Below are 15,849 nucleotides of genomic sequence, written 5' to 3' on the forward strand. Positions count from 1 at the left end.
ATAGCATCCCTCCTTAAGAAAGTTAATTTGCAAATTCTTTTAACGTTTCTGCCAATTTAGAATATAATTCACTTTCATTCTTAATAAAAACAATCAAGGCAATATTGACCGTGACTTTTGGTTTCAGGGTTTCCTTGATTTGAACATCTCCACCTGTCGTGGATAGCATGCAGGAATAGCCTGTTTCAATAAGAAAAGCCTTGATATGCCCCACAAGTCCTCCCTGATCTTCAACCCAGCCAGCCAAAGACTGTAGCTCTTTGTTCAGTCTATCTCTTACCCAAGAATATTCTTTGGCAATGACACGCTCAGCCGAAAAAATGACGGCTCCTTCATGATGGGTAACTGTGATTTCTTCCTGATTGCAGAGCGTTGTTTTCTCATGTTGTTCATGTTGGTCATGATGCTCATCATGGTGGTGACCGCACTGACAGGCTTGGCCTTCGTGTTCATGGTGTTCGTGTACCATTTAAGATCCCCGCCTTTTCAAATAAATCGTCCCAGAATCCAGCCGAAAGCTCGTTTGTAGCGGATACAGGATAACAGTACGCATCCCGGTTATATTTCCGGATACCCTCCTGTACTTTTTCCACAGTCGTTTCACCCACCAAATCAATCTTGTTAACCAACACTGACTTTGTATCCTTTAGCTGCTCTGAGACGAAGTTTTCCATCGCACCAACCAAACGAAACCACCGTTTGGCATCGACTACAATAATTGTCATTGCCTGCATCCCGAGTTCGGTCTCCAGCGCGCTTTTTATTTTGCTCGGAAAAGCAAGCCCAGTTGCCTCAATGATGATCCATTCTGGGCTGTACTCCTTACTAAGATAATCAACTGTATCCGTAAGTTTAGCCGAAGATGTACAGCAGGCGCAGCCGGCAAAAAGATTCTTGACGGTAAAATCCACATTCTCTAGAAGAAGATTATCAATTCCGGCCGTACCGATTTCATTTTCTATGATTACAACTTTTTTTTCATTCTTATTACCATGTGAAATTTCAATGAGATATATTGCAAGCTGCATTAGCACACTGGTTTTTCCTGATCCCAAGAATCCGCTTACTATGATTACTTTGATGGCAATTCCCTCCTTTTCGTTTCATCGTGCTTCTGAGCTCTCTCCAGTACCTTTATATCGCAGAAATTTTGTTTGCTACTCTGGGCCCATTTTAGACTAGCGGTCAGGAAAAGAGCCAACAGAATATAAGCAAAATCCCCTTGAATAAAATTATCCCGAGGATTTTGCAGTCTTTCACTTAAATGATGATTCAAATATTTTTCTATTGAGTGTATTATAACTTATTGACTTCATGCCAAGTTTTCATTAGCATAGGAATTCTTTCGTCACCAGTCATAAAGGCATTTCCTTTTTCATTCATAATTACTGGGAACAGAATGAAATTACCCTTTTTACCATATTGTTCTGCACATCTTTTGGTTTCTTCTATAATCGCCTCTACGGGAGCACCCATATAACTTGCAGGTCCGGATGTATCCCATCCCCCTTCAACAAGTAAGCGACCATGATACTTCGTCAGAATTCCATCCAAGTCATTACAAACCTGCGCAGAATTCCAAATTCTGACACCCATCGCAACATAATCTTCGAGGATATCTTCACATTTTCCACAGGTATGTTGACTGAATATAACACCACGGGAAGTCACAGCCTCAATGATTCTTTTGTGGTGCGGCTTAATGACCTCGCGATAGGTTTTGGGAGACATAAATAATCCACGGGCAGTGGCAAAATCATCAAAGTAGATGATAACATCCGGATTATAAACATCAATATATCGGTTTAAACAAGCTATTTTATAATCTGCCATTGCCTCGAAGAATTCATGACAGGAATCCGGATCTTCAATCAAAGCACATAAGGTATTTTCAAATCCCATAAATGCAGCCATCCGTTCAAAGATACCGCATACATTAAATACCGCAAGTGGCTGCTCTTTTCTTTTTTCGTCAGTATAGTCAGCCAATTCCATTTGTGCCATCTTTTCAATTCCAAGAGAATCAATGTCAGGAAATTTTACATATTCTTTCCAATCAGCAATATCATCAAATAATATTTTCCCTGGCTCCGGTATGACTCCCTCAGCCGTGGCTACCCAGTTTATGCCAAACGGATCCTGCCCGCCCTTCCAAGGTTGATCGGTATTATTGGTTGCCAGCATGCATGCTTTATACATTTCATACAGTATTGGGGAATATTCCGGTTTTTCCCCTTTAAGCATTAATTCAAAATTTTCTCTTTGAGTCAGCGTCATATTGATTTACCTCCTCTTATTTATTAAGATCTCAGCATTTAAGATTTCTTACTATAAGGATTTTACCAATTCAACAGCTTTTACTGAAGCACTACCGGCGTCAGGAGCAAAACCATCGGCTCCGATTTCATTGGCGAATTGCTGCGTGACAGGGGCTCCACCGACGATGATTTTGAATCCGCTCAGTCCGCTGCCTTTAATCGTCTGTACAGCTTCTTTCAGTGACGGCATGGTGGTGGTCAGAAGCCCTGAACAAGCCACTAAGGTAACGTTGTTATTTCCTTTGATTGCTTCAAGCCATTTTGCTAATGATACATCCACACCGAGGTCAACCATGGTGAATCCGGCACTTTCGATCATCATAGAAACGAGGTTTTTACCGATGTCATGCAAGTCACCTGCTACGGTTCCGATAATGCAGGTACCTAGGGAATTTGAGCTGTCGCCAGCCATCAGCGGTTTCAGAATATCAACACCTTTAGCCATCGCTTTGGCAGCCATCAGCATTTCAGGCACGAAGATTTCGCCTGTGGAGAATTTGTCCCCGACAACCCCCATCGAGTCTACCATTGCCTGCAGAATATCTTTTGCTGCGCTTCCTTCATTGAGGGCTTCCTGTACCAGATCAGGAACAAGTTTTGCTTTTCCTGCCTCTACCATTGCTTTGACTTCTTCAATTTTAGCCATTTTTATAATCCTCCTAAAATTTTGTGAATTAAACAACAATTTTGTGATTAAACAGCGTTTACAACTATTTTTTCTGACCAAATCGTCCTTCCCTGAAGGCACCAATGTATTCCATGCAATATTCATCCTGACCTAAGAGGGCTTCCGTTGAGAAGATCATACCTACTAAATCCTGATTCGTCGGGTCAAGGATCCCGCTGTCCATGCCGGCGTTCATTGCCAGAACGCAGAAAGCCTGATTGACCAGCTTTCTGGCCGGCAGGTTAAACGAAATATTGCTGAATCCACCGGTAATGTGAATTGCCGGACACTGTCTTTTAATCTCTCTGATCACGTCAACAATCATGTTAATGCCTTCTTCCGAAGTGCAGAGCATTTCGACCAGCGGATCAATGTGCAGACGGGACGGAGCAATATTAAATTCTTTAGCTCTTTTCATGATGTTTGCAAATACTTCGAGACGTTTCTCTGCTGTCTTGGAAATTCCGCTGTCATCACAAAGAAGCGCAACGCATTCCCATTTAGTATCAGCAATAACCGGGAATACGACATCAATCTTGTCTCCTTCGCCGGATACGGAGTTGATGAGTCCCGGCCGTTTGCAGAATTTAATGGCATCGACGCAAGTCTGAGCATGCGGGCTGTCGATACAAATTGGGGTGTCGCTCACTTCCTGTACCAGGTCGATCAGCCATTTTAAGGTTTCGAGTTCTATTCTGACGTCCGTGGATGCACAGACATCAATGAAATCCGCACCGGCATCAGATTGAATTTTTGCGAGATTTCGGATGAAGCCTGCATCCTTTTCAGTGATTGCTCTCGCTACGGAAGGGATGGCACCGTTGATTTTTTCTCCAATGATGATCATGAATAATCTACCTCCAGTAATACTTTGTTCTTCTGCTGCCTTTTACAGACCCCTCATTCTCTATCTGATGGCTTAATAGGCCAGATAAAATCGGATTGCACCGTGTCGTTTAGCCTGATCTTAAAAATAAAAAATGATGGTAACAATCTAGATGGACTATTACCATCATCTTTTCGGACTATTTACTCTTGTTTAGGGGTTACCCCAACATTTGCCGATATTAATTTTGAGCAGAGTCCCCATAAATTATCATAACTTCTGCGTTCCGGTTAACTTGGTGCGTTGACTTGCTTTACACTCCAGGAGCTGCAGCAGATGCAGTTGCGGAAAAGGCCTTGAGAGTGGCATTAACGTCATACTTATAAAGATCCGGCCACTCCAGCCACCATTTATATTTCGTAACCTCTTCAGTACCGTAACCAAACATATCATCAATGGATTTCAGCAATCTTGAAGCGTTCTCGCCATTACTGCCTATATACAAGCCTGCCCGATGGAACCAGGAATCTTCCTTGGAGTTCCAGGGACATACTTTTACACATCTGCCGCAGTTAACACCTTCATCGTTGGAACAGCGGAATGCCGCACACTTATTTGAATCCGTATTCCAACGGAGATAACCATTATGCGGCAAAGGGTCATCATCATAGGTAATGGCTTGAGCAGGACAGTTATCCGCACACTTTTTACACACTCTGCAGAAATCCTGCATACCAAAATCAATCGGTTTATCCGGTATCAAAGGCAAATCTGTCGTAACTGCCGCAGATTTATGGCGGAAGCCAATACGGGGATGCGCAGCCGTGTCACCCGTCCTGGTAAGTTCACCCATGCCGCAGGCAATTAGAACAGGTGGTATAAGAAGCTCGTAATTCCCAAAATGATGGGCCCTGGCATGATAACCCAGCTGTCGAATATAACTTGCCATGATGACCGCAGCATTAGCAGAAGCGTGATAGCACCGTTCCGATTGGGCGTTGGATATACCGTCATACCCTGTTGAAGCCAGCCAGGTTTCCAAATGCATCTGGACAGACATGCAAATAACGTAAGGCAGCTTATCTGTGATCGGCGCTTTTCCATATGGCGTGTCCATGGGAACAGCGTGCACAAGATACGCGCCTAAAGGTGGTGCCATGTTGCTTGCGTAATAAGCATAATCGGGCATAATACCGATACCTACTTCGTCTGCTCGAAGATAATATGCGAAATCTTTAATATGCTGGGACATTTGTTCCGGATCCGGAATTTGTAATTTATTTGGATTTGGCTCGCCAGTGAGCATTGAAGGTGCACTGATTGCTCCAATCGCATCTGCAAATGGGAGTACCGTAGGATGTCTAAACACTGTGCTAAGAAATCCGGCCTTTGCTTTATCACCTAATTCTCCTGCTAAAGCTAGAGAAAATCCGGCATCTTTCTCATTAGTTTGGACAATTTTTCCAACAAGCTTGGTGGTCCCCAGCCATTGATCGTTACTTTCTACATAACGGACAGATGCTCCGCCGTAATTTGCTTCAGGACGCAATTTTGACCATTGTCCTTTGGTGGGCTGATAGCTTAAACTGGGAGATGCTGCGTTGGCAATCTTGGATGGCGCTGCAATCGCCCCCATGACACCCATCGCAGCGGCTGCTACCCCGGTTTTCAGAAAACCGCGGCGGCTTACTGAAAATTCTTTCTTTGGTTCTTTTTCTTTATTATTTACGGACATTAATTTTCCTCCTCTAAGCCTGTAATGACTCATCCTTTTTCTTTGTACCGATAAATCCTAATACACGGGCTAACACTACAGCCAGAATCAGCGAAATCCCCCCAAACAGGAATATAGCTGTGCTTGTTGCCTTGACATGTCCTACACTGGCATTAATGTAGACAAAGGAAACTCCCATACAAGCGATAACAAAGAAGATTACATATAAGGTCCAAATGATCACGGTTTTCCAAGTCTTATCCTGCTTCGCACGAGGTTTGATAAAAAGGATACCGGCTAAAAAAAGAATTCCTGCCAAAAAAATTAAGAATATACTCATTTTTTCACCTCCCCTCGTTGCTTTTATAAATTTATTGTAATTCGTTACAAATTATAAATCACAGCAAATGCCCTGAGAACCAACAAGATAGTTACTCATGTTGGTAAAGCAACAATACTTTAAATATTGTTGCTTTTTTTTTTAACTAGTAACACATTTGATAAAATCGTTTCCTTTTTGTCGCGCATGACAGAGGATATTTTTATCTGCATTATGGCCGCGACATAGTATTTAATTTTTATTCAATAGGTGTCCAATTAAAAAAAAAGAAAACAATTTTATCAAATATGTTACTGGTATTTTAAAAACTCAACAATATCTTTAATATCGTTGAGTTCGCGACATTTATAACGTTCATGTTGGTGTTCAATGCATTTACAGTGATCTATAATCAAAGTGTGGTCAATCTATACTCATATTTAATCAATTTATATTAATATTTAAAAGAAAAGATAATCATGGATTGATATTTTGTAAAATGTACCCATATGATTGACCAAATCAATTTCAAAGAGGAGGTGAAAAGAAGAGGTTAAGAAATGATGGGTACAATTTAAATTTTTTACATTAATGCCATCGTAAGACATCTTAAAGCATCAAGCACGGTGATTTTCCTGTTTGGAGGAATTCCGGTGGTATTGGCCGCAGTCTGGCGCGCGACTTAGGATTTATCCGTATTAAGAAAGGGTCAATAAAATAATAGAGGCTTAGAGGAGGCAAATGAAATGTCTGAGAATTTAGGTAATAAAGAAAATGGATCTACGAAAGACTTAAATCGCCGCGGTTTTCTGAAAACCGGGGCAGCAGTTGCTGCTGTGGGTGTTATGGGGGCAATGGCAGCACCGTCCCAGATTGCCAACGCAGCTACAGCCAGCCTGAGTGCAACCAGCAAACCTAAAATTACAAGCTTATTTGATATTCTTCCTTATCATAATAATGGCGCAAACGTTATCGATACTGCCAATGTTAAAGCTTTAGTAGAATATGAGCGTTATTGCAGGGACACATATCATTTTGATCAGATGGGAGCTTGCTATGCTGACGATTCGGTGATTGACACAGCATGGTTCCACGGTACCGGAAAGCAGTTTGCCGAGGTATCGAAAAAGTCTGGTAGAGGGGCAAAGCATAAAATCAATTCGATCATCGTTTGGCTGAATGGCAATAAAGCTATTGCCGAAATGCAAGCTCAAATGTTAGGTCCCCGTGGTCAAAAGATTAATGGTATAGAAACGGACGTCGTTTCCTACGCCAGACTTGTTTATCGTGTTCAAAAAACAAATGGACGTTGGTTAATTAAAGGGTTTACACCTATCTATGAGAGAGACGCTTTCATTCCTACTATCCCAACTGCAAACTTTGTATATGATGAAAATGAATTGAATTCATATAGAGCCAGTTATAAATGTGTATGCTATCAATTAAAAGGAATGGGTATGTCGATGAATCAGGATCTACCGGGCGAAGATAAACCTGAGACCGTAGAAAAGGTGTACCAAGATGTAACTGCATGGCTCTTGAAGTAATCTGAAAAACTGGAAATTAACTTTTTAGTTAGAGGACTGACCCTTCATATTAGGGAACAGTCCTCTATTTTTAGATAATTGAATAATAATGATTACAACATATAGAGACGGTTTATTATTATATCCTATAAATCGAAATATCTGTTAAGAAATAGCATGATAAGCCTGCCATTCACTTATCACAATCATGATGGCAACCGCCGAAATCAATAGGATAAATAATAAATCCCCTAGACTCAACTTGCTTTTCATTTTTCTACCTCGATGTTATTCAATTCATTTGCAGATCTTGCTTCGATACCTTCTATTCCTTTGATTCTCGGAACCTTCTTCAATTTCACTTTTTCTAGGATCCCTTTTTCTAGAATCCCCATTACATATTTCCTGGGACGCAAGATTAGTTCATTAAGTATCAACCCCGGACAGAAAAACCTGCACCAGAACCTGCTTATAAAGAAAGAGGTGAAAAATACGACCGGCAAAATAAGCCACTGAATGCCAAACCCCTGCCGTCCAAACAAAGTAGCGAAAGGCTCATAACCTGCAAAACTGGGTGACTTCGTCAAAAATGCCCCTATGAGTGCGAGGTAGATTAATGCATACCTTATTTTAGCCGCTTTTGCTTCAATCGCTTTATTGCAGCATTTGAATTTACCGCCGCCCACTTTTGCCGTGATTTCCTGTAAAGCGCCAAACGGACAAAGCCAGAAACAATAGACATTCTTTCCTAATATCAAGGTGATAACCGGGATTCCGATTAAGAGGATATACCAAACGAGGTTTTCGCGGATAGACGGGAAATTTCCCATGAAAAGCGCGGCTATATTTGCCAGCGAAACAGGCGTATTGTATTGGAAACCAATAAAGACCAAACTGCCTGTAAGGGCAACCCAGCGCAGTTTTCTTTGTTTGAATATCACACCGACCACCATCAGGATGACCAATGTAATGACTGCGATTTCTTTTGAACCGAATTTAAATGGCTGAGCTTCATCTTTAATATCCAACCCGAATTGGTCCCTGGCTACCGCATGGCTTCCCTGGGAAACAGCCTTGGCAATCCCCCGGGAAGAAAAGGTGGCACCGGAAATACGGTCGATATCTTTGTTAATGGACAATGGGTCCGTTATATCTTTGCCGATGAATTTCTCCAGATATTTCTGGTCTATGATCCTCTGAATAAACGAGGGAGTATCCTTATGCGCCGCAATAACCGTCCCGACAATTTTTCCTTGCAGGTCAATTCCGGTGACCATTTTGATCGGACCGCCATAAGCAACCGCTTGTTCGATTACGACGTAGCCTATTTTTTCTTCCCTGCCGTTTTGCCCTTGAATTCTTCCTTCATAAATAACATGGGAAGACGCAATCTTTTGAAAAGATTGCGCTTCCGGAAAAACTTTATTCATAAACGGTATGATATCATTATCTGAATGAGTCCAACTAAAACCTAACGTTATGAGGAATATAATTGTTGCTGCGAACACAACGACGTTATTTACTGACTTTTTCATTTCTTGCTCCTGTAAAGGTCTGCCTGACTGTACTTATGCGGCCTCTGCTTTACCAGCCTTCTTTATTAAGTATATCAAAGAATTTAACCGTACCGTCACGATAATTAAGACAAGAAGAATCGCTCCAAAGATTAAAAGTCCCATACCTGCAGCCTGCATCTCACCTTCATCAATGCTGCTGACAATCCAGGCAATGGTAAAAGCTCCCCAGAGTACGGATATAGACGTTAAAATCCAGCGGGCTACGGACATTTTGCCTGCAGCCTGGAATTTGACATAGACAAACCATATGGATGACGCGATGAGTGCTCCCAGAAGCATCCAGAAGATAATCATATTACCTCTCCTCTTCTCAATAAAATATTTTTATTTATTCCAGAACTTCTTTAATGCATCCGAAACGGTAATCTTCCCGTAGCCGAACAAATCATCAAAGAACCTCAGAACCGGTCTTGCAGGCGTTCTTGTCGCAAATTTTGCCAAATCGTGATGCCATTCCTGTTTTTTGTTATATGGACAGACTTTAATGCAAATCCCGCAGTCACCGCCGACTTCTCCCCATTGTGTTACACACTTCAATCCATCTGCAGCCCATTTTTTAACTCCCGGATTGGTTGCAGGTAACACTTTATAACTTGGTTCTTTATCATTGGATATTGCCTGTGAAGGACAGGCATCCGCGCATTTCATGCAAGTTTTGCAGAATTCCATCGCTCCGAAGGTAATCGGTTTATCAATTGCCAACGGCATATCCACATACATTTTACATAACCGCACTCTCGGTCCAAACTCGGGTGTGATTAGAATACCTATTCTGCTCAGTTCGCCCAGTCCGGCCTGAACAGCCAACGGTACGCTTAAAGCCGTATCGTTACAACACGGTATGACTTTGTAACCTAAGTTTCTGATGAATTTTGCCAACTTAATGGAGGTAACACCCATATTGGAGTAGATATTGGCCGAAGAGGCAGTTTGAATCAGCGTCGGGGCAGTTTGATAACCGTCATAATCCATTTCGAAAGCCATTACGATAACATGTGTCGGTGTAAACGGAAACTCATTGGGAATCGTGGGTGCCACTGTATCCGGATTGAAAACTTCCGTATAGACCCACCGATCATCGTAGGGGGCAATCCCCACTTTACTTGCTCCAAAATAGGTTGCTGCTTTTTTGATAGCAGCAGTTGCGGCTTCAGGGCTCTCAAATTTATAAACTTCAGGATCCACTTTGCCTTCCCACGAAAATAACCCTTGTTTTTGAATACCTGCGGTAGCCTTAGAATGATTGACATCATCTTCAATCGCCCAGCAGGCATTATCAAAAGCCTCTTCCAGCGGGCCCCAGCCCTCTCCCCCCTCTTGAGGCATCATCCCCATTCTTTTTCCAAAATATTTCTGGCCTCCAGGGGATGTCAGCATTATCGGAACTATACCAGCTTGGTTATACCGTTTGTAATCACTGGAGATTTCCACCGGAAACGAATCATGCTGTACGACCTCTGCAGCATTGGCTATGCTACCATCGTAACCTATCAGAGCTGCGCCTGCTGCCCCAACCCCCATTCCGACTGAGGTTTTTAAGAAACCCCGTCTACTAATTTTTTTGGAAATAGCCTTTTCTTGTTCTGTGCTTTCAGTTTTTTCTTTACCCAAATCCATAGTACAACTCCTCCCTAAAACACGTTTATCAATAAATTGCCCTGTCTCAAAAATAATAGGAGTCCACGCTACTGGTGCGTCCTTTGGAACTACGCCCGTTATTTTAGAGTTGCTCACGCAATTAATTGTAATTATAAGTCACAGTAAATGCCCTAAAAACCAACAAGATAGTTACTCATGTTGCTAAAGCAACAATACTTTAAATATTGTTGCTTTTTTAAAAAACCAGTAACATATTCGATAAAATCGTTTCCTTTTTGTCACGTATGTTCGTATGCTATAATATTGTCATGGAAACACTAATGATACGTATCCTATTTCGACTCATAATCGTCAACAATAGAAGAGCTTTTTTGTTGTGCCGACACGATGTGGTAGTGAAAGGAGCGCGTACATGAGTAAAAATGAGGATCATCGTAAGATGAGAACAAAAGAATACCTAAAGATTGCTCTGATCACACTGATGCGCGAAAAGAATGTGCATAACATCACGGTGAAGGATCTCTGTACGCAGGCACAGATCAACCGCGCGACCTTTTACGCACATTACATCGATATGGATGATTTTCTACAGCAAATCATAGAAGAGATGGTGTCGGGAGTGGTACAGTCGATGACTGATGGGCATAAGGATCTCAGTATTTTACTAAAGGATGGACAAGCTTATAAGTGTTATTACCGCTTGTTCAGGTATCTGCGGGACAATGCGGAATTATTTCAGCTGATGCTGGGAGAAAATGGCCTGCCTAAACTTTTCGTTATGCTGAACCAGCAGGGTATTGAGTTGTTCACGGACTTGCTGCGCCCCATGATGCCTAAGTTTGAGAAGATGGTGCCACTGGATGTGCTTACTTACCATATATTCTCAGCTCATGCGGGTCTATTAAGATATTATTTGGATAGCAATATGAAATACAGCCCGGAATATATGGCTGAACAGCTGACGTTGCTCTCTTTCTCCGGTCCTATGTCTATAATGAATCTACTGGATCATAAAGCAGCCCCTTAGAATGTCCATAATATGCCAACGGAGATAACCATTATACGGCAATGGATCGACTGGACTTTCACTAGTCAAATAATTCGTGCTTAGCTGGGACGTAACACAAAAACAACTGACAAAACCTTTGTCAGTTGTTTTTGTTAGTTGTCAGAAAAGCTATTCGGCGGTTTCCAGTATGATATAGTGGGCAGGATCAGCTCTAAAAAAGCTCATAGTATTAAAGCAGCATTGCTGGCTGGTTGGATGCTTGACTAAGAAATAGCGTGATAAGCCTGCCATTCACTTATCACAATCATGATGGTGACAGTGGATATCTATGGTTTTTCGTTAGAGAATTCAATTACTGAATTGAAAAAGACGGTTGGGGGTTGACCCAAAACCGTCCTTTTGATGTAATTGAGAGTTTTCAAAATGATGTCCCCCAGCCATTGATCGTTACGTTCTTCAAAACGAACAATAATGTATAGATTTCCATACAACAGGTGTTGGCAGGCACAACATTAATTAAAGGGCAAAATAGAATTTGGTTTTTCAAAATAATCAGGGAGATAGGCATTAGAAATATTTGAAAAGATAAAACAAAGTATCCTAATTCCAAGCATATTACTCGAAAATCTATGCCATTACAAGCATTGTCATCATTGCTTTAATAATCCCTTCGGCCATAGGCGCAGGCATATTGTTCTTTTCGATGAGTACTTTTTTTAGTTCTTCAAGACTGTCTGTAAGTTGATAATTTTCCATACTTCCCTCTCCTTTTAATATTTTCCGTTTTCATGAATATATTGACATACTGCCGCTAAATTCTCCGGTCTCGCATCATTTAAGGAGACCAAATTTTTGTCGGTTGAAAAAATATAGTTGCCACCGGGCGCATACAACTGTAAACATTCCTTGGCTTTGTCGAGACACTTTTCTACCGTTCCAAGTCGAAGGAGATCAATAGGCATTCCGCCAACTATGCAAAATTTATTGCCAATGGAATCTTTTATCTTCTTCAAGTCACCATTTTCAAACAGCCCAATGATGTCTCCATCCGGCAGTCCCTGCAGAATATCAAGATAGGGCATCCAATTGTTTTCCATAAAGAAGAAAATCTTATAACCCCGCTTTACAGAAACTTCATCTACAAACTTACTCATAAATGGGAAGTAAAATTTTTCAAAGTCTTTTGGTTTTATGAAAGTCGGCAGATGTAGTGGCACAAAGATTACTCCCTTATTATCCTCCGGAGTCGTATAGGCACCTATGGCCATCTCCATAGATGATATAAACAAGGCCTCACAAGCAGCATAAAATTCTTGTGGTTTCCTTCTGATATCACTGGATACCCCAACAAAATCCCGTAAGTAATCAAGTAACATGTCCGGAGAAAGGATAGCCAAACCTTTGGCCAATACCGGGAGTCCCAATTCGTTTTCAATTCTCCCGTCAACCACGGCATTATAGTGTAAAAACTCCATCATTTCGCCAACGGCCTTTTTAAGACGCCCAAGGTTTCCTTCTATATCATTTTTTAAAACAGGAAACTTCCGCGGAATAATAACATTGACAAAAAAATTAAACGGATTTGCAATCAATTGTTCATATTCATCAGGCATCATAGTTTGCCCATGGCTACCTTTTATAACAAAACCTTTATCGGTCAAGGTATACAAACCTTCTCCAAAATTACTCAACATCTTTAACGGAAAAACATTGCCATTTTCAAGAATTCCATCCAAATAAAATTCTTCATTTATTTTATTATATACCTGAAATAATATATTCGGGTCTTTAACATACGCATCTTCCACACTAACTCCGGCATGGTAGGGACCGAATGTTTCTATGATTGGAAGAACCGGAACCCTATCAGGAGTACCTCTCTTAAAGGCTGTATTCAATCTTGTCAATTTTTCCTGATACAAAGGGTTAATATTTGTCATTTAATTTTCCTCCTTTTAGTAAATAAAAGCCTTTATTCACGTATTAGAAGCAGTTTTTAACATTTTCTTGCCTTTTAACTTACCCATTTCTGACATATCTTTACGCCTTCAGCTGCATTGGTTGTAAAGGCATCTGCTCCAATTTGTTCACATGCATTGTTTGTCACAGGGTTTCCGCCAATAATAATTTTTACGTTCTCTCTTAGCCCCGCTTCTTTTAAGGCATCAACCGCATTTTTCATAGATTCAAGGGCCAATGTTAAAACACCGCTCATACCCACGATTTCCGGATTAACCTCCTTCACTCTTCTCACAAATTCACTGGCAGGCTGGTCTATCCCCAAGTCCAATACGTTAAACCCAGCCGCTTCGGCCATGCTCCTAAAAATGTTTTTCCCAATATCATGTAAATCCCCCGCAACAGTTCCCAAGACGATTTTCCCCCTATTGCCTTCATTTTCAGCACTTTGAAAAGGTTTTAGAGTTTCAATGGCATTCGCTAAGAGTTCTCCAGCAAAGATCAGATCTCCAACAAAATATTCTCCTTTTTCAAATTGGTCACCAACAATTGACATTCCACTCTGACAAGCAGCTACTACTTGCTTAGCATCGTCTTCAGAAGGATTTGCCTGAATAAAAGTGTTGAGCAATGAAAGTACCTTCTCCTCGTCAAGTTCCCCTATTGCTGTTGCTATTGCGTCTAAATTCATACTTAAGCCTCCCCGCACAATTTTTTTTACTAGTCCTTATTCAATTTCCAAAGGACTCCGGTTTAGTAAATGATTAATATTATTATAGATAAAATAAATATTTAGATAAAATGAAAATGAACAGATTCCTACTATCCAACAGGTGTTAGATGTATGTACCTCCTTAATTAGGGGATAACATAGAAAAATGTATACGGCCCACCTAAATCAGAAGCGAGCCGTATAATATCATTTTCAGATTAAACTGTACGAATCAGCTCGGCATCTGGATTTTATAAAACTCCGGCCATTCCAGCCACCATTTGTATTTATCAATAACTTCAGTGCCGTAACCAAACATATCATCAATTGATTTAAGCAATTTTGAGGCAGCTTGACCCTGACTTCCGATCCATATTCCTGCTTCATGGAACCAAGAGTCCTCCTTGGAACTCCATGGACATACTTTAATACATCTACCGCAACTAACACCTTCTTCGTTACTGCAACGGAATTCCGTACACTTCTTCGAATCAGTGTTCCAACGCAGATAGCCGTTATATGGCACAGGATCTGGGTCAAGGGTAATCGCTTTAGAAGGACATTCATCCGCGCATTTTTTACAAACCCTGCAAAAGTCCAACATTCCGAAGTCGATCGGTTTGTCCAGAGCCAGTGGTAAATCAGTCGTTATGGCAGCAACTTTTGACCGGAATCCAAACCTGGGGTGAGCGACACAGTCCCCCGTTCTGGTAAGTTCACCCATTCCGGCAGCGATAAGGCAAGGTCCCATAACGGCTTCATAGTTGCCAAAATGTTGGGCTCTGGCGTTATAGCCGAGAATTCGGATGTATTGTGCCATCATTACCGCAATATTTGCAGAAGCATGGTAACAACGTGTGGATTGCGAAACGGCGATTCCATCATAGCCTGTTGACGCCAGATACGTTTCCAAGTGTTGTTCCACTGCCACAACAATAACATTGGGAAGACTGGCAGTAACCGGTCTCTTTGTAATTGTTGCATCCTTTGAAACCATACCTGAAGCAAAAGCCCCCTGGGTAGGCTCCATTGTACTTGCATAATAAGCGTAGGAAGGCATTTTACCGATACCTACTTCGTCAGCTCTCAGATAATAAGCAAGATCTTTAATATGCTGCGACATCTGTTCCGGATCCGGAATGGGGAGTCTTTCCTGTGAAACAGGACCATCGACCATCTCCGGACCACTAATAGCATTAATTGCTATAATATTACTGGTTGCCAGCGGACTCCTTAGACCTGACTGATAATACCCATATTTTGCTTTCTCGCTAAGTAAACCTCTAATAGCTAAGCAGAATCCCCCGTCTTGTTCATCAAATTTTTGAACTTTTCCTGTAATCTTCGATGTCCCCAGCCATTGATCATTATGTTCTGCAGAACGAACAGAGGCTCCTCCATAATTTGCTTCGGCACGTAATTTGGACCATTTCCCTTTGGCAGGCTGATAGCTTAAGCTTGTCGACGCAGCGTTGGCCATCTTGGATGGCGCAGCAATCGCTCCCATGACACCCGCCGCAGCTGCAGCCACGCCAGTTTTCAGAAAACCGCGCCGGCTTACTGAAAATTGTTGTTTGGATGCTTTTTCTTTATTCTGAGAAATCTCCGACATTTACTTTCCTC

16 protein-coding genes and 1 pseudogene are annotated in these 15,849 nt (G+C 41.5%); 3 read left to right on the top strand and 14 right to left on the bottom strand.

The genetic code is table 11. The features are described 5' to 3' along the window. Nucleotides 1–22 precede the first annotated feature (22 nt). From AB3489_RS11455 to AB3489_RS11485, 7 genes are all read right to left on the bottom strand, one after another. Nucleotides 23–469, bottom strand: coding sequence for a hypothetical protein (locus AB3489_RS11455; protein ID WP_368292988.1), 447 nt, complete (start codon nucleotides 467–469; stop codon nucleotides 23–25). Beyond that, a complete protein-coding gene (locus AB3489_RS11460; protein ID WP_368294629.1) occupies nucleotides 450–1,088 on the bottom strand; it encodes a GTP-binding protein in 639 nt (212 codons plus the stop codon). The genes AB3489_RS11455 and AB3489_RS11460 overlap by 20 nt, the downstream gene beginning before the upstream one ends. A gap of 208 nt (nucleotides 1,089–1,296) precedes the next feature. Next, complete coding sequence (locus AB3489_RS11465; RefSeq protein WP_368292989.1) at nucleotides 1,297–2,244, bottom strand: uroporphyrinogen decarboxylase family protein; 948 nt, start codon at nucleotides 2,242–2,244, stop codon at nucleotides 1,297–1,299. Between the two features lie 84 nt (nucleotides 2,245–2,328). After that, on the bottom strand, nucleotides 2,329–2,964 hold the full coding sequence (locus AB3489_RS11470) for a corrinoid protein (protein ID WP_368292990.1): 636 nt from the start codon (nucleotides 2,962–2,964) through the stop codon (nucleotides 2,329–2,331). Between the two features lie 64 nt (nucleotides 2,965–3,028). After that, nucleotides 3,029–3,832: a methyltetrahydrofolate cobalamin methyltransferase gene (locus tag AB3489_RS11475; RefSeq protein WP_368292991.1), complete on the bottom strand. Its 804-nt coding sequence runs from the start codon at nucleotides 3,830–3,832 to the stop codon at nucleotides 3,029–3,031. Nucleotides 3,833–4,124: 292 nt separating this feature from the next. Next, nucleotides 4,125–5,546 (bottom strand): reductive dehalogenase, encoded by a 1,422-nt coding sequence (locus AB3489_RS11480; protein WP_368292992.1) that lies wholly within the window; start codon nucleotides 5,544–5,546, stop codon nucleotides 4,125–4,127. 13 nt (nucleotides 5,547–5,559) lie between these two features. After that, nucleotides 5,560–5,865, bottom strand: a complete 306-nt coding sequence (locus AB3489_RS11485) for a hypothetical protein (RefSeq protein WP_020492099.1) — start codon at nucleotides 5,863–5,865, stop codon at nucleotides 5,560–5,562. 563 nt (nucleotides 5,866–6,428) lie between these two features. Here AB3489_RS11485 and AB3489_RS11490 point away from each other — a divergent pair. Then, nucleotides 6,429–6,565, top strand: a pseudogene (locus AB3489_RS11490) (dehalogenase); the annotation flags it as partial. Between the two features lie 25 nt (nucleotides 6,566–6,590). Further along, on the top strand, nucleotides 6,591–7,391 hold the full coding sequence (locus tag AB3489_RS11495; RefSeq protein ID WP_368292993.1) for a nuclear transport factor 2 family protein: 801 nt from the start codon (nucleotides 6,591–6,593) through the stop codon (nucleotides 7,389–7,391). 248 nt (nucleotides 7,392–7,639) lie between these two features. On the opposite strand, the gene AB3489_RS11500 is transcribed toward AB3489_RS11495, so the two are convergent. The 3 genes from AB3489_RS11500 to AB3489_RS11510 are packed head-to-tail and all read right to left on the bottom strand — an operon-like array spanning nucleotide 7,640 to nucleotide 10,564. Then, the gene (locus AB3489_RS11500; RefSeq protein WP_368292994.1) at nucleotides 7,640–8,905 is read right to left on the bottom strand and encodes a 4Fe-4S binding protein; all 1,266 of its coding nucleotides are present in this window, start codon (nucleotides 8,903–8,905) and stop codon (nucleotides 7,640–7,642) included. Between the two features lie 33 nt (nucleotides 8,906–8,938). Beyond that, nucleotides 8,939–9,241, bottom strand: a complete 303-nt coding sequence (locus AB3489_RS11505; protein WP_368292995.1) for a dehalogenase — start codon at nucleotides 9,239–9,241, stop codon at nucleotides 8,939–8,941. Nucleotides 9,242–9,271: 30 nt separating this feature from the next. Continuing rightward, complete coding sequence (locus AB3489_RS11510; protein WP_368292996.1) at nucleotides 9,272–10,564, bottom strand: reductive dehalogenase; 1,293 nt, start codon at nucleotides 10,562–10,564, stop codon at nucleotides 9,272–9,274. Between the two features lie 394 nt (nucleotides 10,565–10,958). Here AB3489_RS11510 and AB3489_RS11515 point away from each other — a divergent pair, with 394 nt between their 5' ends. Continuing rightward, a complete protein-coding gene (locus tag AB3489_RS11515) occupies nucleotides 10,959–11,573 on the top strand; it encodes a TetR/AcrR family transcriptional regulator (protein ID WP_368292997.1) in 615 nt (204 codons plus the stop codon). A 609-nt stretch (nucleotides 11,574–12,182) separates the two neighbouring features. Here the strand turns inward: AB3489_RS11515 and AB3489_RS11520 are convergent. The 4 genes from AB3489_RS11520 to AB3489_RS11535 form a co-directional block, all read right to left on the bottom strand. After that, a complete protein-coding gene (locus AB3489_RS11520; protein WP_282432345.1) occupies nucleotides 12,183–12,311 on the bottom strand; it encodes a hypothetical protein in 129 nt (42 codons plus the stop codon). Between the two features lie 14 nt (nucleotides 12,312–12,325). Further along, the gene (locus AB3489_RS11525; protein ID WP_368292998.1) at nucleotides 12,326–13,495 is read right to left on the bottom strand and encodes a uroporphyrinogen decarboxylase family protein; all 1,170 of its coding nucleotides are present in this window, start codon (nucleotides 13,493–13,495) and stop codon (nucleotides 12,326–12,328) included. A 74-nt stretch (nucleotides 13,496–13,569) separates the two neighbouring features. Next, nucleotides 13,570–14,205: a B12-binding domain-containing protein gene (locus tag AB3489_RS11530; protein WP_368292999.1), complete on the bottom strand. Its 636-nt coding sequence runs from the start codon at nucleotides 14,203–14,205 to the stop codon at nucleotides 13,570–13,572. Between the two features lie 253 nt (nucleotides 14,206–14,458). Next, the gene (locus AB3489_RS11535; RefSeq protein WP_368293000.1) at nucleotides 14,459–15,838 is read right to left on the bottom strand and encodes a reductive dehalogenase; all 1,380 of its coding nucleotides are present in this window, start codon (nucleotides 15,836–15,838) and stop codon (nucleotides 14,459–14,461) included. Nucleotides 15,839–15,849: the final 11 nt, after the last annotated feature.

This window comes from Dehalobacter sp. TBBPA1 (genome assembly GCF_040931655.1).
In the GTDB taxonomy this organism is placed as follows: domain Bacteria; phylum Bacillota; class Desulfitobacteriia; order Desulfitobacteriales; family Syntrophobotulaceae; genus Dehalobacter; species Dehalobacter restrictus.